Genomic DNA, 22391 nt, shown 5'->3' with positions numbered 1-22391 from the left:
CGTGCGTACGTTCGTGATCGGCGGAGCCCGGTCTGGCAAGAGCCGCCTGGCCGAGCAGCGGGCAGCCGACTGCGGCCTGCCTGTGACCTATATCGCCACCAGTCAGCCGCTGGACGGCGAACTCGATGAGCGGGTGCAGCTGCACCGCCAGCGCCGGCCCGTGGAGTGGGGGTTGATCGAAGAACCCTTGGCCCTGGCTGCTGTACTAAAGGCCGAAGCTGCTGCTGACCGCTGCCTGCTGGTGGACTGCCTGACGCTGTGGCTGACCAACCTGCTGATGCTGGATGACCCGCGCCGGTTGGCCGAGGAACGTGATGCCCTGTTGGGCTGCCTTGAACACCTGCCCGGCCACATCATCCTGGTCAGTAACGAGACTGGCCTGGGTGTGGTGCCCATGGGTGAGTTGACGCGACGTTACGTCGATTTGGCCGGTGTCGTGCACCAGGCGGTGGCCGAACGTTGCCAGCAGGTGATCCTCACGGTCGCTGGCCTCCCACTCACGCTCAAAGGACCTGCATCATGAACCCTGTCTGGTGGCAGATGCCCTGCCAGCCCATCGACGGTGCGGCCATGGCCGCAGCACGCGAGCGGCAGCAACAATTGACCAAGCCTGCCGGTTCGCTCGGCCAGCTCGAAACGCTCGCCATTCAGCTGGCAGGCCTGCAGGGCTGCGAACGGCCGGTGCTCGAGCACGTTGCGATCAGCCTGTTCGCCGGCGACCACGGCGTGGTCGAGGAGGGCGTCTCGGCGTATCCTCAGGCCGTGACAGGCCAGATGTTGCGCAATTTCGTCGGCGGGGGTGCCGCCATCAGTGTGCTGGCGCGCCAACTGCACGCCACCTTGGAGGTGGTCGACCTCGGCACGGTCGACCCGACGCTCGCACTGCCGGGCGTTCGCCACGTGCACCTTGGCCCCGGCACGGCCAATTTCGCCCGAGAGCCCGCCCTGAGCGAGGCACAATTGCAGGCCGCCCTGCAGGCAGGTCGTGACAGCGCGCTGCGGGCGGCGACCCACGGCGCACAGCTGTTCATCGGCGGTGAAATGGGTATCGGCAACACCACCGCAGCGGCAGCGCTGGCCAGCGTACTGCTCGCCTGTCCGCCAGCCACGCTGAGCGGGCCAGGCACTGGGTTGGACAGTGCCGGCGTGCAGCACAAAGCGCACGTCATCGAGCGGGCTCTGGCCTTGTACCGCCTGGCGGCCGATGAACCGCTGCGTGCATTGGGCTGCGTGGGGGGCTTCGAGCTGGCGGCGCTGGCCGGCGCTTACCTGGCGTGTGCCCAGGCGGGTGTGGCGGTGCTGGTGGACGGGTTCATCTGCACGGTGGCGGCCTTGGTGGCCGTGCGCCTCAACCCCCAGTGCCGCGCTTGGCTGTTGTTTGCCCACCAGGGTGCGGAGCCCGGCCACCAGACAGTGCTGAGCGCCTTGCAGGCCGAGCCTTTGCTGGCTCTGGGGCTGCGCCTGGGTGAGGGCAGTGGTGCCGCGCTGGCCGTGCCGTTGCTGCGGCTGGCCTGCGCGCTACACGGGCAAATGGCGACCTTTGCCGAGGCTGCCGTGGCGGACCGTCCGGCATGAGGCTCGACCTGCTGCGCCACGGGGAAACCGAGCAAGGTGGTCTGCGTGGCAGCCTCGATGACGCCCTGACCGAAAAGGGCTGGGCTCAAATGCGCGCCGCCGTGGCCGACGCAGGGCCTTGGCAGGCATTGGTCAGTTCGCCATTGCAGCGCTGTGGCCGATTTGCCGATGAGCTGGGCGCCAGGCTGGGCCTGCCCGTGCAGCGCGAGCCTGCATTGCAAGAACTGCATTTCGGCGATTGGGAAGGGCGCACGGCGTTGCAGATCATGGAACACGACGCCCAGGCGCTTGGGCAGTTCTGGGCTGATCCCTACGGCTATACGCCGCCCAATGGCGAGCCGGTCCAGGCGTTTGCGCAGCGCGTCCTGACGGCCATCGAGGGGTTGTACCGCCAGCATGCTGGCAAGCGCGTACTGCTGGTCACCCATGGTGGTGTCATGCGGCTGCTGTTGGCCCGCGCCCGTGGCCTGCCCAGGGCGCAGCTGTTGCAAGTGGAAGTCGGCCATGGCGCATTGGTGCGCTTGCAAGTCGGCGAGGATGGCCAGCTGGTTGAGGGGGGTTAGCATGCTGCCATTCTGGATTGCCCTGCAGTTTCTAAGCAGCCTGCCTGTCACCTTGCCCGGCATGCCAACGCCACGCCAGGTAGGCCGCTCGTTGTTGTACTACCCCTTGGTCGGGCTGCTGTTCGGTCTCCTGCTATGGCTGGCCAGCCACTGTCTCGCAGGCGTTGCGGCGCCGCTGCATGCCGCCTTGCTGCTGAGCCTCTGGGTGCTGCTCAGTGGCGCGCTGCACCTGGACGGCCTGGCAGATAGCGCAGACGCCTGGCTAGGCGGGTTTGGTGATCGCGAACGCACGCTGCAGATCATGAAAGACCCGCGCAGCGGGCCGGCAGCGGTGGTGACGCTGGTTTTGGTGCTGCTGCTCAAGTTCTGCGCCTTGTGGGCACTGATCGAGCAGGGAGCTGGCCTGCAACTGGTGCTGGCACCGGTCATCGGTCGAGCAGCGCTGCTGGGGCTATTCCTGTGTACCCCCTATGTGCGGCCTGGCGGGTTGGGCCAGGCACTGGCCGAGCACATGCCCCGCCGCGCAGCAGGGTGGGTACTGTTGATCTGTGCCGGCCTGGGCCTGACATTGGCTGGCTGGGCAATGGTGCTGACGGCGGTCGTGTTCGTCGCCTTGCGCAGGCTGATGTGCAATCGCCTGGGCGGTACCACGGGCGATACCGCAGGTGCACTGCTGGAGCTGCTTGAGCTCACCGTTCTGCTGGGCCTTGTCGTGATCCCGTGAGCCAATCGGGGCAGCGTGGTCTGGGATTTATCCAATTATGTAGGACGACTCTGAAGGCGCCTTCTGCAAAGATCATCTGAAAAAAAGCCGGCAAACTAATCCTGTAAAACGCCTTCACCGGATGCATTACCCTCAGGCGCTTGTTTCCAAAAGGCGTGTGTGATGCATTATTGGCTGCTCTTCCTGGCCCTGCTGGGCTTCACTCCACCTGCCGCCCAGGCAGCCGACCTCATGGCGTTCTGGGACCAACCCCGGCATGGGGGCAACAGCTTCAATCGATTGCCCCCTGACCAGGCCTACTTTGATGCCCTCCGGGCTTATGGCGCGACCTGGGTTCGGGTGTCCTATGACAAATGGCGACCTGCGCAGAGGGACTTTCTACTGGGTAATGCCGATGGCTACCACGGTTTGCCCGCCAGCGACCTGGCTACCCTGCGGTCGGTGTTGGATCGGGCCCATCGAGCCGGCCTCAAAGTGGTGATCGCACCGTTATCATTGCCGGGCATGCGCTGGTCGCAGAACAATAACGGCACCTTCGACGACCGGCTGTGGCAGGACAAGACCTACTGGGCGCAGGCCGCAGCCTTTTGGCGCGACGTCGCCCGTGCGTTGAAGGATCATCCTGCGGTCGCTGCGTACAACCTGGTGAACGAGCCCGCACCGGAAAAGCGCAGCGATCTGCCCGAACATGCCAGCCCGGAGCGCATACAACGCTGGTATGCGCGCGAGCAAGGCAGTGCGCGTGATTTGCCGGCGCTGTACCGGCAGTTGACGGCGGCCATACGCGAGGAGGATGCGGTAACGCCGATCATGGTGGATTCGGGCTGGTATGCCGCCGCCGATGCCTTCACCTATTGGCCCGCGCCGCTGCCCGATGACAGGGTGCTCTACAGCGTGCACATGTACGAACCCTATGCAGCGACCAGTGCGCCCAACATGACCCGCCGACAGCCGCTGGCCTATCCAGGGGCGGTGCCCTTCGCCGGCCAGCTTCAGCAATGGGACGGCCAGCGCGTGGCGCAGTACCTGCAAGCCCCGCTGAACTGGGCCGATACCATGAACGTGCCCCGTTCCCGCCTGGTGGTGGGCGAATTTGGCTGCATGCGCCGCCTGTCAGGCTGCCGCCAGTACCTGGAGGACGTACTGGGCGTGCTCGATCAGTACCGCTTGCACTGGGCGTTCTACAGTTTCCGCGAAGACAGCTGGGACGGGATGGACTACGAATTGGGCACCGCCAAAGTGCCCTGGCGCTACTGGCAGGCGATCGACCAGGGGTTGGCCGACCCGCTGCCGCGGCAAGCGACCCCCGCGTTCGAACCCATCCGCAAGCGACTGGCGACAGATCAATGACGACCTGCGCTGACGTCCTGCTTGCTGTCAGTCAGCTTCAGCGTTCATGCTGTAACCAAATGCTTCCTTGATGACTTGGCGTACGTGGCGGTGGATGGCCTTGCAGTGCCAGGTTTCATCAACGGCAGCACCTGACGACCTTGCGATGGGCTGGAGACAATAACAATGACGTCTGTATGGCGAACCAGTGGATGGGTGTTGACTGGGGCGGCGCTGATCCTTGCGCTGTCACTTGGCGTCAGGCACGGCTTTGGCCTGTTCCTGGCACCGATGAGCGCCGATTTTGGCTGGGGGCGCGGCGTCTTTGCCTTCGCCATCGCCTTGCAGAACCTGATCTGGGGCCTGGCCCAGCCCTTTGCCGGGGCGTTGGCCGATCGCCTTGGCGCCTCGCGGGTGGTGATGGTTGGCGGCGTGCTGTATGCGGTGGGCCTGGCGATGATGGGCATGGCCGACTCTGCCTGGTCGTTGTCATTGAGCGCCGGCCTGTTGATCGGCATTGGCCTGTCGGGAACGTCCTTTTCGGTCATCCTGGGCGTCGTCGGCCGGGCCGTGCCGCCTGAAAAGCGCAGCATGGCCATGGGCATTGCCAGCGCCGCCGGTTCGTTCGGTCAGTTCGCCATGCTGCCCGGCACCCTCGGCCTGATCCAATGGCTCGGCTGGTCGGCGGCTTTGCTGGTGCTGGGCCTGCTGGTGGCCTTCATCGTGCCGTTGGTAGGCCTGTTGCGCGACCGTCCCTTGCCCTCTTACGGCAACGAGCAGACGCTGGGCGAGGCGCTGCGTGAGGCGTGTGGGCACGCCGGTTTCTGGCTGCTGGCGCTGGGCTTTTTCGTGTGCGGCTTTCAGGTGGTGTTCATCGGGGTGCACCTGCCGGCGTACCTGGTGGACCAGCATCTGCCGGCCACCACGGGCACCACGGTGCTGGCCCTGGTGGGTTTGTTCAATATCGTGGGCACGTTCACGGCCGGCTGGCTGGGCGGGCGCCTGTCCAAGCCACGCTTGCTGACTGGGCTCTACCTGCTGCGTGCGGTCGTCATCGTGCTGTTTCTCTGGGCGCCGGTGAGTGCATTCAGCGCGTACCTGTTCGGTATTGCGATGGGCCTGTTGTGGCTGTCCACGGTGCCGCTCACCAACGGCACCGTCGCCACGGTCTTCGGCGTGCGCAACTTGTCGATGCTTGGCGGTATCGTGTTCCTGTTCCACCAGCTCGGGGCGTTCCTGGGCGGTTGGCTGGGTGGCGTCGTGTATGACCGCACTGGCAGCTATGACCTGGTCTGGCAGATCGCGATCCTGCTGAGTGTCTTGGCTGCGGCGCTCAACTGGCCGGTCCGTGAACGGCCTGTGGCACGCTTGCAGGTAACGGCGGCATGAACCCAGTATTGATCCGTATGGCTCTCGCGCTGGTGGCGCTTTTGGTGCTGATGCTGGCCTGGTGGGGGTGGCACGAGGGCGGCATGGCGCTCATGCAATTGGGCATGGGCGTCTGTTAGCCGCTACGCTGCCAGTTCAAGGTTGATCGAGCAGGAGCGGGATGTCATGAGCGTGAAGTGGATGGTGGTGCCGGTATTAGCGTTGATGGCCAGCGCGTCCAGCTGGGCGGCCGAATGCCCGGCCGTGTTGCAGGACACGCTGCCGGAGTTGCGGGGCAAGGGTGAGGTCGCGTTGTGCGAGCGGTTTGCCGGTAAGCCGTTGGTGGTGATCAACACGGCCAGTTATTGCGGGTTTGCGCCGCAGTTCGAGGGGCTTGAGGCGGTGTACAAACAGTACCATGGCCGTGGGCTGGAGATGCTGGGCGTGCCTTCGAACGACTTCAAGCAGGAGGATGCGGACAGCGAGAAGACGGCGAAGGTGTGTTATGCGAATTATGGCGTGACGTTCACCATGACCAAGGAACAGGCGGTGCGGGGCAAGGATGCGATTCCGATGTTTGCGGAGTTGGCCAGGCAGAGCAGTGCGCCCAAGTGGAATTTCTACAAGTATGTGATTGATCGTCAGGGCAAGGTGATTGGTAGTTTTTCGAGTTTGACGAAACCGGATGATGCCGAGTTTAAGGCAGCGATTGAGAAGGCTATCGCTTCGCAGCCTTGATCTTTTGGTGCGCTCAAGTATTGATCTCAGTTCGATTGCGGTGGCTTCGAGTCATTGAACTGTAGTGATCTGTGGCTGATGAATATATGAAAGGTCATAAGGGTTCTTAGCCAATCGCCTACAGTCGATTGGAGTGGCCTTGTGCCGCGATGGGCCGCGCCTGCAGGGGTTGTGTGTGGCTTTAAAGTTTGGAATCTGCTGGAATATCAGTTCTAGAGTAATGCGCTGTTTTGCTCTTGCTCTTGCTCTTGCTCTTGCTCTTGCCCTTGATTCTAAGCGCACGGTAGTTCAGGCGCCGCAGATCGCGACTTCAGGAGGCCGAGCGCAGGGCTTGCGGAGGGAGGTGACAGGCATGGATGCCTGTCAAGCGCTGGGCCCCAGGATGGGGCCTGCAGCGCGGTCCTCCTGGGAGCAAGCCCGGAGCGAGGGAACCCCGGAGCGTAGCGTAGGGGCCGGATGATAGGAGCAGGCGGTTTTTGCTTACTTTTTGACAAGACAAAAAGTGAGCCGCCGTAAGGGCGGAAAGGTGACTGTGCGCCACCCGCGCCAATGAATACCAACTTGCTATATGTGCCCACGCTTTGAAGTTTGAAGTTTGGAGCTTGATTGCATTGGCGTGGGTATTGAAAGAGAGCATAGTCCATTGGCGATGGCGACGCTTAATCACCTTTTCGCCCTTACGTGAACTGACCCCCGAATGTTGGACACCTATCTCACCGGAGGGTGTTCCATGACGAAATACAACCTGGCGCTCAAACAGGCACTCATCGAAGAGTGCCTTTCTGCTCCTAGCATTCATGAAGTGGCGCTAAAGCATGACCTCAGTCCATCGATGCTACGTCGGTGGGTAAAGGGCTATGAAAAACACGGCGCAGCCGGTTTAAGTGCCAAGTACAGCCGCTACGATGCCCAGTTCAAATTGAAGGTTTTGCAGTGCATTGAGCAAGAAGGATTGTCTGCCCAGCAAGCCTGCATCCAGTTTGATATTCGTGGTCCAAGTAGCATCAGGCAGTGGAAAAGGTTGTATGATCAAGGCGGAGTTGAAGCACTTCATCCGCATCATACCCGAGAGTTGAGCATGCCCCGTAAGCCATCGAAAAAAACCAGCGCAAGTCCTCCTACCGCTTCGGATAGCGACCTGACACCCGAGCAAATGCTCGAAGAGCTGGAATATCTGCGTGCGGAGAATGCTTATCTAAAAAAGCTCGATGCCTTGATCCAAGCGGACCCTCGCACTGCGCAGGCGAGAAAACGAAGGCTGTCCAGGGATTGAGGCACGGGCATCGACTCGCTCTGCTGTTACGTGCTGCCGGGCTTGCACGTAGTACCTTTTATTACCAAAGCAAGGTGTTGTTGACTGACAAGCATGCAGCTTTGAAAGAGAGTATCAACAACGTCTATCACGAGCATAAAGGACGGTATGGCTATCGCCGGATCACTGAGACCCTCAAGCACAACGGTCGGATGATTAATCACAAGAAGGTGCAGCGACTGATGCAGCTGATGGGTCTCCAGTCGCTGGTCAGGGCGAAGAAATATCGCTCGTACCGAGGCTCAGAGGGACTGGTTGCGCCTGATCTGCTCAGGCGAGAATTCAAGGCAGGAGCCCCTAATCAGAAATGGGCAACCGACGTGACAGAGTTCAAAGTGAAGGGGCAGAAGCTGTTTCTTTCGCCGTTGATGGACCTGTATAACGGCGAAATCCTCGCTTATCAGATTAACCGGCGCCCGGAGTTCAAGATGGTCTCGGCAATGCTTGAGCAAGCCTTTGAGCGGCTGAATCCAGGTGATAAACCGATATTGCACTCCGATCAAGGATGGCAGTACAGGCAGCCCACTTACCGGCATATGCTGGCCGAGAAGAACATTGAGCAGAGTATGTCGCGTAAGGGCAACTGCCTAGACAACGCCGCAATGGAAAGCTTTTTCGGCACACTCAAGAGCGAATATTTTTACCTGGAGTCGTTTGAAAATGTCGAGCAGTTGGCTTCAGGACTTGATGATTACATCGCTTACTACAACCAAAAACGCATCAGCCTCAGACTTAATGGCCTGAGTCCGATACAATTTCGGACCCACGCGCTGGCCCCATAGCGCTCACTGTCCAACTTTTGGGGGTCAGTTCAACGGCGAGTCACTTTTTGTCAAACGCGACAAAAAGTAACCAAAAAACGCTGCGCTCCATTCATACGGCCCCTACGCTGCGCTTCGGGGTTCCCTCACTCCGGTCTTGCTCCCGGGAGGACCGCGCTGTAGGCCCCATCCTGGGGCCCAGCGCTTGACGGGCATCCATGCCCGTCACCTCCCTCCGCAAGACCTGCGTTCGGCCTTCTGAAGTCGCGAAAATCAAGATCAAGATCAAGATCAAGATCAAGATCAAGATCAAGACCAAGATCAAGATCAAGATCAAGATCAAGATCAAGATCAAGAGCAAGAGCAAGAGCAAGAGCAAGAGCAAGAGCAAGAGCAAGAGCAAGAGCAAGAGCAAGAGCAAGAGCAAGAGCAAGAGCAAGAGCAAGAGCAAGAGCAAGAGCAATTGGCGTTAGTTATAGCGGGGGTTTATTCGCTAGAGCGCCCTGGGTAGTAATTGCTGATGATCAATCTATCTATCCACAATGGCAGCTGCATCACGATTCAACCCGCATGCACGGTCATCGCAACCAGCCTTCCCACAATCGGTCTTACAATCAACACGCAAACAAAGGCTACCGGCATTGCCAATCGATAGGCTTTCAGCACGTTGCTTATATAATCCTGATCAATTCCGGCGTGAGCTGCCGTAATCACGAAACACATCAGCAACGCCATGATGGCCGACATGTAAAAGGCAAACACATACGGCGTGGCATTCACATGCAGTCTGCGGCGACGGCTTTGAGTGGCATCAGTCATGCGACCTCCTGGAGTCCGATTGAGGCGTTACCCTATCAACACACGGCGCTCCCCCAGTAGACCGCTGCGCCTTAGTCCTTTATAAAGCAAAACTTACGAATCCCAAGGGCATAGCATGGACCTGCTCAACGCCATCCGCAGCTTCATCAAGGTCGTCGAAGCGGGAAGTATTGCTGCGGGCGCCCGCAGCCTGGGCATCAGCCCAGCCGCCGTGAGTCAGAACCTGGCGCGTCTTGAAGGACACCTGCAGGTCCGCCTGCTGACCCGCACAACGCGGCGCATGACGCTGACTCCCGCCGGCACCCAGTACTACAAGCATGTCAGGCTGATAGAGCGTGACCTGGCGCGCGCTGAGCAAGCAGTGATGACGCCTGAAACCGAGCCCCAAGGTCGTCTGTGCATCGCTTCGACCTCCGCGTTCGGTCGTCACGTCCTGGCGCCTCTGATACCTGCGTTCAGCGAGCTGTACCCGCGTATCTCGATCGAGTTGGTCATGAGCGATAGAAAAGTTGACCACGCACGTGAAGGTATCGATGTCAGCCTGCGCATCACGCCCCAGCTGGACGAGCACCTGGTCGCCAAGCACATCGCCCGCATTCCTTTCGTCTGCTGTGCAGCGCCAGGGTATCTGGCCAGTGCCGGTGTACCGCAAACGCCAGAGGCCCTGCGCAACCACCGTTGTCTGGTGTTTCGCTACCCGGTCGATGGCCGTCTGTTGCGTTGGGGGTTCATGCGTGATGGGCAGCGCCTGGAGCCCGAATTCGGCGACGTGCTCATCTGCGACGACATCGATGCGCTCACGCAGATGGCGGTGCATGACGGCGGTATCACTCGCCTGGCAGCGTTCATTGCACGTCCGCACCTGGCTTGCGGTGCCCTGGTGCCGCTGTTCGAATACAGCCCTGACGGACAGGCGTATGCGCAGACAGAACCCATGGACGTTTATCTCTGCGTGGCCGATCGCTTCGCACTCACGAGCAAGGTACACGCCTTCATGCATTACCTGCGCGACCGTCTTGGCGAAGATTGGCAAGTGCCAACATGAAAAAACCGCCACGAGGGCGGTTTTCCAGTAGCGGGAACGATCAGAAGCGGTAAGTGAGGGATGCCCCTACACCGTGCGCGCTGTTCTCGTACTTGGCACGGTAGGCGCCCTTGGTGGCGCTGACCTGATTGACCTTGGTGTCCTCTTCCCACAGGTAGGAATACGCCACGTCGATGGTCATGTCCTCGCTCGGGCTCCAGCCGGCGCCCAGGCTGAAGATCTTGCGATCGCCTGTGGGGATGCGCGGCGAGCGGTCCTGGTTGTTGGTCGGCGACTGGTCGACGGTGAAGCCGGTACGCAGCACCCACTCCTTGTTGACCTTGTACGACGCACCCACAGCGTGGGCCCAGGTGTCATGCCAGTTCTGTTCTTCCGAAATGGTCTGGAAGGCTGAGCCGATCAATGGGCGCGGGACATCGTTCTGTACAGTGATGTCCTTCAGACGGCTCCAGCGCGTCCAGGTGCTGCCGGCGTACAGCGTCCACTGATCGTCGAGCTCATGAGTGACCGAAAGGTCCACCGACTCCGGCGTCTTGATCTTGAGCGAGGCATCGAACTTGCTGCCGCTGAAAGGTCCGATCAGCGGGGTGTTGACCTTGGTCTTGCCCTCGAGCTTGTAATCGACCATGGAGTGATAGGTCAGGCCGATGCGCGTGCGGTCGGTGGCTTGCACCATCAGGCCGATGTTGTAGCCGACCGCCGTGTCGTCGCCTTTGATCTTGACTTCACCGTCGTTGCGCCCGGGAGTGGCCGGGTTGATCAGGTTGGAACCCAGTTCGCCCTTGATCCGGTTGAAGGTCGGGCCGAAGCCGATCGACACCTTGTCATTGAAGGCGTAGCTGACGGTAGGCTGGAATGTCACCACTTCCACGTGGCTTTTCTTGCCCCAATAACGCGCCGCGTCGTCACTGCCGTAGTCGGTGACCAGACCGAATGGCACGTAGACACCGAAGCCGACGGTCCAGTGATCGTCGATGGGCTTGACGTAGTAACCCATGGGTACGCCGACCACCGGTACCATGTCACCGTCAGTTTCCCCCCCAAGGTTGCTGCCAGGCCCCGAGATATCGGTTTTGGCGATGACCGCTGCGCCACCGACGGTGACCTGCTGGCGCTTGAGGCGGGACATGCCGGCCGGGTTGCCGTATACGGTGCTGGCATCCTCGGCAGAAGAGGAACGTCCCGCGAAACCTGTCCCCATGCTGCTGACGCTTTGTTCGTTCAACGCGAAGCCGCTGGCGAACAGCTGGCTCGAAGCGAGCGCAACAGCAACGCCAAGGGAGGTTTTGAGCATTACTTTTTTCATTATTAGAACTCCTTGGGATCTCCGAGGCGAAAAGCTACCAACAAATCACGCGCCGCGCTATAGGCGCAATCGCAGGAGATAGAGCGGTTTTGTAGGACAATCCGACTAAAATTCCTTTTCTCAGTTGAGTCTGTAAGAACCGTCTCAAGAAGCCACTGGCAGTTTCTGATCCACGCAGGCTTGCCAGGCTTCTGTGAAGTCTCGCAAGCGACCCTGGGGGTTGAAAATCTGACGCCAGATGCGCGCCTGGCCTATCCGGTCGTCCACTGCAGGCAAGGTCACAACCTGGGCTTCGACAAGTAGCCAGGCAATGGCGGTGGCGTAGCGCAGGTTCACGGTAAGTTCCAGGTCGGGTCCGCCCAGGAAGGCATGCTGGCTGGCCAGGCCGCGTACACGGCTGGCCAAGTCAGGATCGCGTGCCAGGTAATCGTCCCAGAGCGTCCGATGACGCTGGTCATCTATGCGAAAGAGACCATGCCCACGTCTACCGTGCAGCGCCGACCCCAGTGCCGACTGGCAGGCAGCAATGCCGAGTAACAACATTTCGGCGCTGACGCAGTGGCGGTCAAGGTAGATCAGTGTGGGCCTGATGACATGCTGACGTAATTCTTTGGCCGCAATACCCATGGTGCCCCCGAGCAGTAAGAGACCGACGGGCGCAGGCGCTTGGCAGCTGGATGAACGGTCAGGCCCGCCGGAAGCGGCGTGCACCGCTCGAGTTGAAGTGTAGTGTGATAAGGATGGTGTAAAGGGCTGTTTTTAAATCGATTGCTGCCTGACAACCCGAGCGATATACCCGAAGGCAATTACGCTGGATTTGTACAGGCAAGCGGGGAGGGGGTGTATCTGACAGGTGAATGCCGCAGCATTCACCGCTCACGCGGTGAGTGACTGGCGGGTACGGGCGATAACGGCCTGCAGCGGTTCGCTGCGGCTGTACTGCTCGTGGTACAGACGTTCGGTGTGGCAGGCGATACCGTGTTCGTCCACCAGCGTAAAGCTGAAGCTGCCCTTGCGTGGTGCAACGAGCAAGCATTTCAGCGGCGAGAACGCTTGGGAAAGGGTACCGATTGCAGCCTGGATTTGATGTTGAGTTTGCATATTGTTGGAGGTTCCTGCATTAAACACGGGGAGTAGATCCGTGCATCATAGAAACGTTCCAGTGACGTCTTTATTAAGGGACGAGAGAACCTGCTGGAACAAAGCAGCCAAAAGGAGCGCAATCAAAAGTGGGCGCTTGGGCTGACTGGTAGGTACTTCAGAGGACAGGCAGCACACGGGGCCAAGGTTCTGGGCCTTCGCGCGGGATCCTGATCAATTAGTCTCGTGATGGATGTCGCGGCAGCATATCGGCTGCGGGCGAGTCATCGAAAGGGCCGGTCCTGGTTTCAGCAGCGCGCTGTTGGGAAAGCGGATCTGCAAGGACATTGTTGGCCAGAATTGACTTTCAGCTTGGTACTAACGAGGCGCATCCTACCTGAACCTTTTAATGAAGGCAAGCCCTGGAAGCGCTTGGGTAGCCGAGCAGTATGGCCCTTAATTTTGCCGGTGGGAAGGGGGTAGAGCACGCTTAGAGGATGCCCAGAACGCCTGCCTGACACACGAACGGATGCCCGGCCGGGGCTTGTTCACACCGAAAGGATGATTTGTATCAAACGCGTCCTACCTTCCGCTCCAGTCGCCAATGACTTGACTGGCCAGTTAAGTCAATGAAAAAAAACACTATTTTTGGTTGGTGAAAAAATCGTCAGTTTGACAGCAGCCCCCGTAATTCGGGGCTTGGCGGGGGGGAATAGGGTGTTGTCCACCGACTTATCCACAGGAACTGTGGATTGTCGTCGCCGCTTGCTCTAGTGCGGGGTTGGCGCCAAACCGTCTCGGGTCTTGCCAAAAATCAGACCAGTTCGCATGACCATCCATCGTCTTGCAAACGTCAAGAAACAATCACATGAAATTTTTATAAAAAAAGTCCTCGGCATTAGGCCAGCACGTCAAAAACCGGTAGAGTGGCGCGCTTTTCGATTTGCCTGACCTGCCGCTCATGAAGTCTCGCAGCAAACAACTCGCCAGCCCCATGCCCTCGTCTGCACAGCGCCCTGGACGGTTCACGCTCAAAGTTGCCCTGTGGCTACTCGACAGTTCGCGTTTGGGTGACAAACCACAGGTCAAGCACCTAGCTGGGCGGTTGCTCAAGCGCCCAGCGCGCGAGGGTGTGGTGGTGGCTCAAAGCCGCCTGGGACAGATGCTTTGCCGCGACTGCGGCAGCGCCCGTGATCGGCGTATCGGCCATGACCTGCTCCGTCAGGCCGCACGCGCAGGCGATTGTCGCGCCCAGGTGGAGTATGCCCGAGCGTGCCGGGCTTCTGCGCCCGAGCAGGCCCGCAGCTGGCTGGAGTTGGCGGCCGGGAACGGGTCCCAGGAGGCCCGTCGTTTGCTGCGTCAGTGGTTCGGGCGCTGATCACTCCTGCATGTGACAACGCCGCGGGCAACCTGCCGGTCAGGCTGTTAAGCTTCAGCGAATTTGCCAGACAGTGACCGGGGTAGCCATGACAGTGGATCTGGCCAGCATTCTGCTGGGCTTGGTGGTGGGCGCGGTGCCGTGCCTGGTGTGGGTCATGCAGCTTCAGCGTCGGCATGCGGCACGGCATGGCGAGCGTGCCTTGCTTGAAGAGCGTCTGAACGCAGCGCAGCTGGCCCAGGCCGGTTTGCAGGCGCAACTCGATGCCAGTCGTGATGAAGTCAGTGACCTCAGCGAAGCCAATACCCTCAAGCAGACGCAGCTGGCAGCCCAGGGCCGAGAGCTGGAGCTGCTGCAGATCGAGCGGGACAATGCCCGCGACGCCGCCCACGCCTGGAACCTGGAGCGCGCTACCCGCGAGGCAGAGCAGCGCCGCCTGGAGTCTCAGGCCGCACGCCTGGAAGCCGAGCTGCGAGAGCAGCAGGAAAGCCACCAGCAGCGTCTCGAGGACCTGCAGGAGGCCCGCGATACCCTGCGTGCCCAGTTTGCCGACATGGCCACCAAGATCTTCGATGAGCGCGAACAGCGCTTTGCCCAGACCAGCCAGCAGCACCTTGGCCAACTGCTCGATCCGTTGAAGGAGCGCATCCAGGCGTTCGAAAAACGTGTCGAGGAAAGCTACCAGCAGGAAGCCCGCGAGCGCTTTTCGCTGGGCAAGGAGCTCGAGCGCCTGCAGCAACTGAACCTGCGCCTGTCCGATGAAGCGACCAACCTCACCCAGGCGCTCAAGGGGCAGAAAACCCAGGGTAACTGGGGCGAGCTGATCCTGGAGCGCGTGCTCGAACACGCAGGGCTCGAAAAGGGCAGGGAGTACCAGACGCAGGTCAGCCTCAAGAGCGCTGACGGTGAGCGCTTCCAGCCCGATGTGCTGATCATGTTGCCGGGCAACAAACAGGTGGTGGTCGATGCCAAGGTGAGCCTGACGGCCTATCAGCAGTTCGTGTCAGGCAACGACGAGGCGGCGCTCAAGCAGCACGTCCAGTCCTTGCGCAGTCACGTCAAGGGCCTGTCGAGCAAGGACTACAGCCGTCTCGAAGGCCTGCACAGCCTGGACTTCGTGCTGCTGTTCGTGCCCATCGAGGCCGCGTTCTCGGCGGCGTTGCAGGCCGAGCCCAACCTGTTCCAGGAAGCCTTCGACCGGCAAATCGTCATCGTCAGCCCCACCACCTTGCTGGCCACGCTGCGGGTGATAGACAGTTTGTGGAAGCAGGAACGCCAAGGCCAGAACGCCCGGGAAATCGCCGAACGTGCCGGGTGGCTGTACGACAAGTTCGTGCTGTTTATCCAGGACCTGGATGAACTGGGCAGCCGCCTGCAACAGGTGGACAAGGCCTACGCGGCAGCCCGTAACAAACTGTGCGAAGGGCGCGGCAACCTGGTCAGTCGCAGCGAGCAGCTCAAGCTGCTCGGCGCCCGGGCCAGCAAAAGCCTGGCGCCCGACTTGCTCGAACGCGCCTTCGCCGATGAAGTGCCCGACCAGGCGCTTACTGCACCAGGCTCAGATGACGGTTGAGCAGGGCCCGCAAGGCAGCGGGCTTCACCGGTTTGGGCAGGTAGTCCAAGCCTGCGGCATGCACCAGTGCGACGGTTTCCTTGCTGCCGTCGGCGCTGATGACCACCCCAGACACCGGTTCGCCCAATCGAGTGCGTAGCCAGCCCATCAAGCGCGTGCCGGTGTCGCCTTCATCCAGGTGGTAGTCCACCAGGGCCAGGTGCGGACGCATGCCCTCGGCCAGCAGCGCCTCGCACTCGCTGCGGCTGCGTGCGGTCCACACCTGGCAGCCCCAGCGGCTGAGCAGGCTGTTCATGCCAATCAGGATGCTGTCTTCGTTGTCGACGCACAGCACCTGCAGCCCGGCCAGCGGCTCGCTGCGCTGCTCTACCGCCGAAGTGACGGGGGCTGGTTGTTGAGAGATCGGCACGCTTACACGGAACACAGTCCCCTTGCCTGGCCAGGAACGTACCTCCAGTGTGTGGCCCAGGACCCGGCACAGTCCGTCAGCGATCGCCAGGCCCAGGCCCAGGCCTTTTTCGGCGCGGGTCTGATGGCTGTCCAGGCGTTTGAACTCCTGGAAGATCACGTGCAGCTTGTCGTCGGCGATGCCGGGCCCCCTGTCCCAGACTTCCAGCCACAGGCGCTCGCCCTGGCGGCGTGCACCCAGCAGGATCGGGCTCTTGCCATAGCGCAGGGCGTTGGTGAGGAAGTTCTGCAGCACACGGCGCAGCAGTTTGATGTCACTGTTGACCCGCAGGCGGCTACCGCGCAGGCGAAACGCCAGGCCTTTCTCGGCAGCCAATACCTTGAATTCCGCCCCAAGGGTGTCGAACAGCTCGTTCAGGGCAAACGGCTTGGCGTCGGGGGTGATCTTGCCGTTTTCCAGGCGCGAGATGTCCAGCAGGTCGCTGATCAGCTCCTCGGCCGAGCGCAGTGAACTGTCCATGTGCTGGACCAGTTGCCGGGCTTCCTCGGTCATGCCTTCGGCTTGCTGCGACAAGGCCGCGGAAAACAGCCTGGCGGCGTTGAGCGGCTGCATCAGGTCGTGGCTGACCGCAGCCAGGAAGCGGGTCTTGGACTGGCTGACCGCTTCGGCATGGCTCTTGGCTTCGGTCAGCGCCTGGTTCAGTTGCGACAGCTCGTAGGTGCGCTCTGCCACGCGTTGCTCAAGGCTTTCGTTGGCGTGGCGCAGCGCTTGCTCGGCTTCGCGAAACGGCGTGATGTCGGTAAAGCTCATGACGAAACCGCCACCTGGCATCGGGTTGCCGATCAACTCGATCACGCGCCCATTGGGGAACAGCCGCTCGGACGAGTGAGCCCGGCCCTGGCGCATCCAGTGCAGACGCCGGGCCACGTGCACCTGGGCTTCCCCTGGGCCGCACAGGCCGCGCTCAGCGTTATAGCGAATGATGTCGGCAATGGGCCGTCCTACGCTGATCAGCCCGTCCGGGTAATTGAACAGCTCAAGGTAACGCCGGTTCCAGGCCACCAGGTGCAGGTTCTGGTCGACCACACTGATGCCCTGGTTGATGTTCTCGATGGCGCCCTGCAGCAATGCCCGGTTGAACTGCAGCACCTCGCTCGCTTCATCGGCAATGCGCACCACGTCTTCGAGCTGCATGTCGCGGCCCTCGATGGCTGCCTTGACCACTGCACGGGTAGACGAACTGCCCAGAACACCGGCCAACAACCGCTCGGTGTGTTCGATCCAGTCACCGTCGGCGTTCTGGTTGGGGTTGAAGCCCTTGCCCTGGCGATAGGCGAACCGAATGAAGCTCTGCCGCGCGCGCTCCTCACCCACGAAACGCGACGCCAGGGTCAGCAGGTCGTCGATCTGCACCGCCAGCAACGGCTTGCTGCTGGGGCGGGCGCTGGTCTGCTGGCCAATGAAGCGGCCCGCTTGCCAGTGCTCGGACACGCGGGTACGCGACAGCAGCGAGACCCAGGCAAACAGGGTGAAATTGCCGGCAAGCGACAGTACCACGCCTTGGGTCAGCGGGCTGATCGGCAGATTCAACGGGTTGCCATGCAACCACGCCAACCCTGGAAACACCTGCAGCGACCAGCCCAGGCTGTGGGCGGCGATGGGCAGCACCAGGGTGTAGAACCACAGGAAGATACCCGCCGCCAGGCCTGCAAACACGCCCCGGCGGTTGGCCTGCTTCCAGTACAGCGCGCCGAGCATGGCGGGCGTCAATTGGGTCACGGCGGCGAACGCGATCTGGCCGATGGTCGCCAGGCTGGCCGTGGAGCCCAGCAGGCGGTAACTGACGTACGCCAGCAGCAGGATGACCACGATGGTGACCCGCCGAACCGAAAGCATCCAGTGCCGGAACACCTCGAATGGTCGCTCGGCGTTGTTGCGACGCAGCAACCAGGGCAGCAGCATGTCGTTGGAAACCATGGTCGACAGCGCTACCGCTTCGACGATGACCATGCCGGTAGCAGCTGACGCGCCACCTATGAATGCCAGCAGCGCCAGGCTGGGGTGTGCCTCGGCCAGGGGCAGGCTGATCACGAATGAGTCCGATATCACCGTACCCGGCAGCAGCATCTGCCCCGCCAGGGCGATGGGCACCACGAACAGGGCGGCCAGGGCCAGGTAAATCGGGAACACCCAGCGTGCCAGGCGCATGTCCTGCGGCTCGATGTTTTCCACAACGGTCACATGAAACTGCCGTGGCAGGCAGATGATGGCCATCATGGCAACGGCCGTCTGGACCACCATCGACGGCCAGTTGATGGTCTCCGTCCAGTAATCGTGCAGTTCGATGGACTGGCGCGCCTGGGTGAACAGGTCATCGAACCCATCGTAGAGGTTGAAGACGACGAAGATCCCCACGGCCAGAAACGCCAGCAGCTTGATCAACGACTCGAACGCGATCGCCAGCACCATGCCCCGGTGGTGCTCGGTGACGTCCAGGCTGCGCGTGCCGAAGACGATGGCGAACAGCGCCAGGACCAGCGACACCACCAGCGCTGTGTCCTGCACGCGTGTGCCGGTGGCATCTGCACTGGCGCCGATCAACAGGTTGACGCCCAGTACGATGCCCTTGAGCTGCAAGGCGATGTAGGGCAGCACCCCCACCAGGCAGATCAGGGCCACCACCACGGCCAGCGTCTGGGACTTGCCGTAGCGGGCGGCGATGAAGTCGGCGATGGAAGTGATGTTCTGCTGTTTGCTGATCAGCACCATCTTCTGCACCACCCAGGGTGCGAAGACCAGGAGCAATACCGGCCCCAGGTAGATCGGCAGGAATGCCCACAGCTGCTCGGCCGCTTGTCCGACCGCGCCGAAGAACGTCCAGCTGGTGCAATACACCGCCAGCGACAGGCTGTACACCCAGGCACGCAATTTGGGCGGCAATGGGGTGCTGCGCCGGTCGCCATAGAAGGCGATGGCGAACATGACGGCCATATAGGCCAGGGCGACCGCGGCGATCAGCCCGCTGGACAACGACATGGTGACTCCGACGCTTAATGGATAACGAGGCCCGGTCAGCCAGTCTGGCACGACAGGTGGCGCGCCGTCAGCGCAGACGATGGTCGCAGTGGCACGTGGTCGCAGCATGACGCCCCCAATTGCAGGCTCGGGCGAGGCCAGTTGACCGATGGAGGATTGACAGGTGATGCCGCGAAGCAAATACTTCCGAAAAATTCATATAGATGTCTATATAACAAGACGAGAACACGCCCATGCTTCCACTCGCCAGCGACACACGACTGCCACGCTACCAACAGCTACGCGACCATCTGGTAGCCCAGATTGCCAACAATCGCTGGCACCCTGGTGAAGCGATTCCCACCGAGGCTGCGCTGGCGACCGAATTCGATCTGTCGGTAGGCACCGTGCGCAAGGCCATCGATGCGCTGGTGGCCGAAGGCGTGCTTGAGCGCCAGCAGGGGCGAGGCACCTTCATCCGCCGTCCACAGTTCCAATCCTCGCTGTTTCGCTTCTTCCGCTTCGAGGCGGTCAACGGCGAGCGTGTCGTGCCGATGAGTCGCATCCTGGGAATGAACGTCGTGGCGGCCCCGTCTGCCGTGGCCCAGGCCTTGGGCCTGGCCCCCGCAGCCGATGTGATCCACTTGCAGCGCCTTCGTCTGCTCGACGCCCAGCCCGTGCTGGCCGAGGACATCTGGCTGCCCCGCCAGCCGTTTAAGTTACTGCTGGAGACCGATCTGGATAGCAAGGGCCCGTTGCTTTACCCGATCTACGAACAGGTGTGTGGGCAAGTGGTCGCAGCTGCCGAAGAGACCCTGACTGCCGAGGCCGTGGATCAAGTACACGGGCGCCTTCTGCAGGTACCGGCCGGCAGCCCGATCGTGGTGATCGAGCGGCTGGCCCGTGACTACGCCGGTAAGCCCCTGGAGTGGCGCCGGTCGCGAGGGCACGCGCAGCACTTCCGTTACCGCATCGATATTCGCTGACCGCGCCGTTTCAACCTTTTTTTTACCTGCCTGCGCCCCGTCACCCGGGCGCAGTGGCTTCGCCTGCTCGGTTGCCTGCGCTGCATGCAACCCAGCGTACCCCTCACCATTAAAAGGATAAAAATCATGTTCAGCTGGTACCGCCAAATAACATCGCGCGAACGCAAGACCTTCTGGGCCTGTTTTGGGGGCTGGTCGCTCGATGCGCTGGAAGTGCAGATGTTCGGCCTGGCCATTCCCGCGCTGATCGCGGCTTTCTCGCTGTCCAAAGGCGATGCGGGCCTGATCAGCGGCCTGACCCTGGTGACCTCCGCGATCGGCGGTTGGCTTGGCGGAACCCTGTCGGATCGGTACGGCCGTGTGCGCACGTTGCAATGGATGATCCTGTGGTTCTCCTGCTTCACGTTCCTCTCGGCTTTCGTGACAGGGTTCTATCCACTGCTGTTCGTCAAGGCCATGCAAGGCTTTGGCATTGGTGGGGAGTGGGCGGCCGGGGCCGTGCTGATGGCCGAGACCATCAACCCCAAGTACCGCGGCAAGGTCATGGGCACGGTGCAAAGCGCCTGGGCGGTAGGCTGGGGCCTGGCGGTGGCGTTGTTCACCTTGATCTATTCGCTGGTGCCGCAGGAATTCGCCTGGCGTGTGATGTTCTTCGTTGGCCTGTTGCCGTCGTTGCTGATCATCTGGGTGCGTCGCAACGTGCCAGAACCGGACAGCTTTCAACGCCTGCAGAAACAGAACGCCATTCCCCAGGGCTTCTTCGCCTCGATGGCCGGGATCTTTCGCCCTGAACTGCTGCGTGTCACGCTGCTGGGCGGCTTGCTGGGCCTCGGGGCGCATGGTGGCTACCACGCGGTGATGACCTGGCTGCCGACCTTCCTCAAGACCGAACGCAACCTGTCGGTGCTCAATTCCGGTGGCTACCTGGCGGTGATCATCTTCGCGTTCTGGTGTGGCTGTGTCGTCAGCGGGCTGCTGATCGATCGCATCGGCAGGCGTCGCAACATCCTGCTGTTTGCGCTGTGCTGCGTGCTGACGGTTCAGGCCTATGTCTTCTTCCCGTTGAGCAACACCCAGATGCTGTTCCTGGGTTTCCCGTTGGGTTTCTTCGCAGCCGGTATTCCGGCAAGCCTCGGCGCCTTCTTCAACGAGCTGTACCCTGCCGACGTGCGCGGAGCAGGGGTGGGCTTCTGCTACAACTTCGGCCGTGTGCTCTCGGCTGTCTTCCCGTTCCTGGTTGGACACATGAGCGAATCCATGTCGCTGGGTACCGCCATCGGCATCGATGCCGGCATCGCCTACGGCGTGGCGGTGATCGCCGCGCTGTGCCTGCCAGAAACGCGCGGCCGCAACCTCGAACCTGCTCTGCAAGCGCCCGGTGTGGCCGCCCAGTAACCTGACCTATAGATCAAAGACATGCCTCACGACCCTACTTGCTCCGTTATTGCCATCGACAGCCATGCCCACGTGTTCAGCCAAGGGCTGACACTGGCGCGCGAGCGCCGTTATGCCCCCGCGTACGATGCGCCGTTGGCTGACTATCTCAGCCAGTTGCAGGCGCACGGTTTCAGTCACGGCGTTCTGGTACAGCCCAGTTTCCTGGGTACCGACAATGGCTATCTGCTGAGCGCTCTGCAGGCCGCTCAAGGGCGCCTGCGGGGGGTGGTGATGCTTGAGCCGGACGCTGCCCGCCAAACCCTCACCCGGATGGACCAGCTAGGGGTCAGAGGCGTGCGCCTGAACCTCCTGGGGCAACCGCTGCCGGACCTTGCGGCCCCGCAGTGGCGCCATCGCTTCGAATGCATGGCCGAGCTGGGCTGGCACGTCGAGCTGCATCGACACCTGGAGGACATTCCCACCCTGGTGCGGGCGCTGCAACCGTATGGGCTGGATATCGTCATCGACCACCTGGGAAGGCCCGATGCGCGCAACGGGCTGGGGCAAGCGGGTTTCGCCGAGCTGCTGACCCTGGGCGGGCAGGGTAATGTCTGGGTGAAGGTTTCCGGTATCTACCGTCTGGAAGGCTCGCCCGAGCAGAACGTGCTGTTCGCCCGCCAGGCGCTGGGCGCGCTGGAAGCGCATTATGGGGCCGAGCGCCTGATGTGGGGCAGCGACTGGCCGCATACGCAGCATGAAAGAGCGATGAGTTTTGGCCAGGCCCTTGAGCAATTCGAGGCACTGGGGTGCTCGGCTCAGTTGCGTCAGGCACTGCTGGTCGATACGGCCAGAACGCTGTTTGGCTTCGCTTGAGCCAAGCAAGGCATCATCGACCAGCGCCCTTGGCAAACAGCCCGGCGACGGGGCGTTGAGGCGCTGCCGCTCCAAGGGCGGCTGGCCTGCTCGTCACAGTCCTTGCTTGCCTGCGTGTACCGAGGCAGGCTACCGCTGTCGGCGCGGGCCTAACCCTGGT

General features: G+C 61.6%; 21 protein-coding genes. 16 read left to right on the top strand and 5 right to left on the bottom strand.

Features of this window, described 5'->3' with window-relative positions; all coding sequences use genetic code 11:
* The first annotated feature begins 1 nt into the window (after nt 1).
* From cobU to CWR53_RS23030, 10 genes are all read left to right on the top strand, one after another.
* The gene (gene cobU, locus CWR53_RS16695; protein WP_058605360.1) at nt 2-523 is read left to right on the top strand and encodes a bifunctional adenosylcobinamide kinase/adenosylcobinamide-phosphate guanylyltransferase; all 522 of its coding nucleotides are present in this window, start codon (nt 2-4) and stop codon (nt 521-523) included.
* Complete coding sequence (cobT, locus tag CWR53_RS16690; RefSeq protein WP_100852080.1) at nt 520-1575, top strand: nicotinate-nucleotide--dimethylbenzimidazole phosphoribosyltransferase; 1056 nt, start codon at nt 520-522, stop codon at nt 1573-1575. Before cobU ends, cobT begins: the two co-directional genes overlap by 4 nt.
* Nucleotides 1572-2138, top strand: coding sequence for an alpha-ribazole phosphatase family protein (gene cobC / locus CWR53_RS16685; RefSeq protein WP_058605362.1), 567 nt, complete (start codon nt 1572-1574; stop codon nt 2136-2138). Before cobT ends, cobC begins: the two co-directional genes overlap by 4 nt.
* A gap of 1 nt (nt 2139) precedes the next feature.
* Entirely contained in the window at nt 2140-2862 is a 723-nt protein-coding gene (locus CWR53_RS16680; protein ID WP_100852079.1) for an adenosylcobinamide-GDP ribazoletransferase, read from the top strand.
* 231 nt (nt 2863-3093) lie between these two features.
* Nucleotides 3094-4212, top strand: coding sequence for a glycoside hydrolase family 5 protein (locus CWR53_RS16675; protein WP_258313249.1), 1119 nt, complete (start codon nt 3094-3096; stop codon nt 4210-4212).
* Between the two features lie 165 nt (nt 4213-4377).
* The gene (locus CWR53_RS16670) at nt 4378-5580 is read left to right on the top strand and encodes an MFS transporter (protein ID WP_058605365.1); all 1203 of its coding nucleotides are present in this window, start codon (nt 4378-4380) and stop codon (nt 5578-5580) included.
* A complete protein-coding gene (locus CWR53_RS23270) occupies nt 5577-5699 on the top strand; it encodes a hypothetical protein (RefSeq protein WP_258313162.1) in 123 nt (40 codons plus the stop codon). Before CWR53_RS16670 ends, CWR53_RS23270 begins: the two co-directional genes overlap by 4 nt.
* Nucleotides 5700-5745: 46 nt before the next feature.
* Nucleotides 5746-6297 carry a glutathione peroxidase gene (locus tag CWR53_RS16665; RefSeq protein WP_100852077.1) on the top strand — a complete coding sequence of 184 codons (552 nt, stop codon included), beginning with the start codon at nt 5746-5748 and terminating at the stop codon, nt 6295-6297.
* Between the two features lie 730 nt (nt 6298-7027).
* A protein-coding gene (locus CWR53_RS16655) for an IS3 family transposase (RefSeq protein WP_100850704.1) occupies nt 7028-8391 on the top strand; the annotation gives its coding sequence in 2 pieces (ribosomal slippage) (nt 7028-7493 and nt 7493-8391; 1365 coding nt in all).
* A gap of 197 nt (nt 8392-8588) precedes the next feature.
* On the top strand, nt 8589-8843 hold the full coding sequence (locus CWR53_RS23030) for a hypothetical protein (protein WP_181405437.1): 255 nt from the start codon (nt 8589-8591) through the stop codon (nt 8841-8843).
* A gap of 88 nt (nt 8844-8931) precedes the next feature.
* On the opposite strand, the gene CWR53_RS16645 is transcribed toward CWR53_RS23030, so the two are convergent.
* Nucleotides 8932-9189, bottom strand: coding sequence for a DUF2798 domain-containing protein (locus CWR53_RS16645; RefSeq protein WP_100852076.1), 258 nt, complete (start codon nt 9187-9189; stop codon nt 8932-8934).
* 115 nt (nt 9190-9304) lie between these two features.
* Here CWR53_RS16645 and CWR53_RS16640 point away from each other — a divergent pair, with 115 nt between their 5' ends.
* Nucleotides 9305-10234 carry a LysR family transcriptional regulator gene (locus CWR53_RS16640; protein WP_058604159.1) on the top strand — a complete coding sequence of 310 codons (930 nt, stop codon included), beginning with the start codon at nt 9305-9307 and terminating at the stop codon, nt 10232-10234.
* Between the two features lie 40 nt (nt 10235-10274).
* Here CWR53_RS16640 and CWR53_RS16635 read toward each other — a convergent pair whose 3' ends face one another.
* The 3 genes from CWR53_RS16635 to CWR53_RS16625 all read right to left on the bottom strand — a co-directional run bounded on the left by CWR53_RS16635 (nt 10275) and on the right by CWR53_RS16625 (nt 12641).
* The gene (locus tag CWR53_RS16635) at nt 10275-11540 is read right to left on the bottom strand and encodes an OmpP1/FadL family transporter (RefSeq protein ID WP_058604160.1); all 1266 of its coding nucleotides are present in this window, start codon (nt 11538-11540) and stop codon (nt 10275-10277) included.
* 144 nt (nt 11541-11684) lie between these two features.
* A complete protein-coding gene (locus CWR53_RS16630) occupies nt 11685-12167 on the bottom strand; it encodes a hypothetical protein (RefSeq protein ID WP_058604161.1) in 483 nt (160 codons plus the stop codon).
* 249 nt (nt 12168-12416) lie between these two features.
* Nucleotides 12417-12641 (bottom strand): hypothetical protein, encoded by a 225-nt coding sequence (locus tag CWR53_RS16625; protein WP_027915766.1) that lies wholly within the window; start codon nt 12639-12641, stop codon nt 12417-12419.
* A gap of 940 nt (nt 12642-13581) precedes the next feature.
* On the opposite strand from CWR53_RS16625, the gene CWR53_RS16620 reads away from it, so the two are divergent.
* A complete protein-coding gene (locus CWR53_RS16620) occupies nt 13582-13998 on the top strand; it encodes a sel1 repeat family protein (protein WP_058604162.1) in 417 nt (138 codons plus the stop codon).
* A gap of 202 nt (nt 13999-14200) precedes the next feature.
* Nucleotides 14201-15571, top strand: coding sequence for a DNA recombination protein RmuC (gene rmuC / locus CWR53_RS16615; RefSeq protein WP_167339090.1), 1371 nt, complete (start codon nt 14201-14203; stop codon nt 15569-15571).
* On the opposite strand, the gene CWR53_RS16610 is transcribed toward rmuC, so the two are convergent.
* Nucleotides 15543-19016: a PAS domain-containing hybrid sensor histidine kinase/response regulator gene (locus CWR53_RS16610; RefSeq protein ID WP_100852074.1), complete on the bottom strand. Its 3474-nt coding sequence runs from the start codon at nt 19014-19016 to the stop codon at nt 15543-15545. The two genes, rmuC and CWR53_RS16610, sit on opposite strands and share 29 nt — an antisense overlap.
* A 233-nt stretch (nt 19017-19249) precedes the next feature.
* Here CWR53_RS16610 and CWR53_RS16605 point away from each other — a divergent pair, with 233 nt between their 5' ends.
* The 3 genes from CWR53_RS16605 (at nt 19250) to CWR53_RS16595 (ending at nt 22231) form a co-directional block, all read left to right on the top strand.
* On the top strand, nt 19250-19981 hold the full coding sequence (locus CWR53_RS16605; protein WP_058604165.1) for a GntR family transcriptional regulator: 732 nt from the start codon (nt 19250-19252) through the stop codon (nt 19979-19981).
* Between the two features lie 126 nt (nt 19982-20107).
* Nucleotides 20108-21376, top strand: a complete 1269-nt coding sequence (locus CWR53_RS16600; protein WP_100852073.1) for an MFS transporter — start codon at nt 20108-20110, stop codon at nt 21374-21376.
* Between the two features lie 21 nt (nt 21377-21397).
* Nucleotides 21398-22231: an amidohydrolase gene (locus CWR53_RS16595; protein ID WP_100852072.1), complete on the top strand. Its 834-nt coding sequence runs from the start codon at nt 21398-21400 to the stop codon at nt 22229-22231.
* The last annotated feature ends 160 nt before the right edge of the window (nt 22232-22391 follow it).

The organism is Pseudomonas sp. SGAir0191, assembly GCF_002812565.2.
Classification (GTDB): Bacteria; Pseudomonadota; Gammaproteobacteria; order Pseudomonadales; family Pseudomonadaceae; genus Aquipseudomonas; species Aquipseudomonas parafulva_B.
Note: the sequence above shows the minus strand (reverse complement) of the source record. Positions and strands in the feature narration are given on the sequence as shown.

Bases quoted from the DNA above. Each gene is read 5' to 3' on its own strand.
- CWR53_RS16625 (WP_027915766.1), bottom strand. From the start codon at position 12,641: ATGCAAACTCAACATCAAATCCAGGCTGCAATCGGTACCCTTTCCCAA.
- CWR53_RS16630 (WP_058604161.1), bottom strand. From the start codon at position 12,167: ATGGGTATTGCGGCCAAAGAATTACGTCAGCATGTCATCAGGCCCACA.
- cobC (WP_058605362.1), top strand. From the start codon at position 1,572: ATGAGGCTCGACCTGCTGCGCCACGGGGAAACCGAGCAAGGTGGTCTG.
- CWR53_RS16675 (WP_258313249.1), top strand. From the start codon at position 3,094: ATGGCGTTCTGGGACCAACCCCGGCATGGGGGCAACAGCTTCAATCGA.
- CWR53_RS16680 (WP_100852079.1), top strand. From the start codon at position 2,140: ATGCTGCCATTCTGGATTGCCCTGCAGTTTCTAAGCAGCCTGCCTGTC.
- CWR53_RS16620 (WP_058604162.1), top strand. From the start codon at position 13,582: ATGAAGTCTCGCAGCAAACAACTCGCCAGCCCCATGCCCTCGTCTGCA.
- CWR53_RS16600 (WP_100852073.1), top strand. From the start codon at position 20,108: ATGTTCAGCTGGTACCGCCAAATAACATCGCGCGAACGCAAGACCTTC.
- CWR53_RS23270 (WP_258313162.1), top strand. From the start codon at position 5,577: ATGAACCCAGTATTGATCCGTATGGCTCTCGCGCTGGTGGCGCTTTTG.
- CWR53_RS16640 (WP_058604159.1), top strand. From the start codon at position 9,305: ATGGACCTGCTCAACGCCATCCGCAGCTTCATCAAGGTCGTCGAAGCG.
- CWR53_RS16610 (WP_100852074.1), bottom strand. From the start codon at position 19,016: ATGTCGTTGTCCAGCGGGCTGATCGCCGCGGTCGCCCTGGCCTATATG.
- CWR53_RS16645 (WP_100852076.1), bottom strand. From the start codon at position 9,189: ATGACTGATGCCACTCAAAGCCGTCGCCGCAGACTGCATGTGAATGCC.
- CWR53_RS16605 (WP_058604165.1), top strand. From the start codon at position 19,250: ATGCTTCCACTCGCCAGCGACACACGACTGCCACGCTACCAACAGCTA.
- CWR53_RS16665 (WP_100852077.1), top strand. From the start codon at position 5,746: ATGAGCGTGAAGTGGATGGTGGTGCCGGTATTAGCGTTGATGGCCAGC.
- cobT (WP_100852080.1), top strand. From the start codon at position 520: ATGAACCCTGTCTGGTGGCAGATGCCCTGCCAGCCCATCGACGGTGCG.
- CWR53_RS16595 (WP_100852072.1), top strand. From the start codon at position 21,398: ATGCCTCACGACCCTACTTGCTCCGTTATTGCCATCGACAGCCATGCC.
- CWR53_RS23030 (WP_181405437.1), top strand. From the start codon at position 8,589: ATGCCCGTCACCTCCCTCCGCAAGACCTGCGTTCGGCCTTCTGAAGTC.
- CWR53_RS16635 (WP_058604160.1), bottom strand. From the start codon at position 11,540: ATGAAAAAAGTAATGCTCAAAACCTCCCTTGGCGTTGCTGTTGCGCTC.
- CWR53_RS16670 (WP_058605365.1), top strand. From the start codon at position 4,378: ATGACGTCTGTATGGCGAACCAGTGGATGGGTGTTGACTGGGGCGGCG.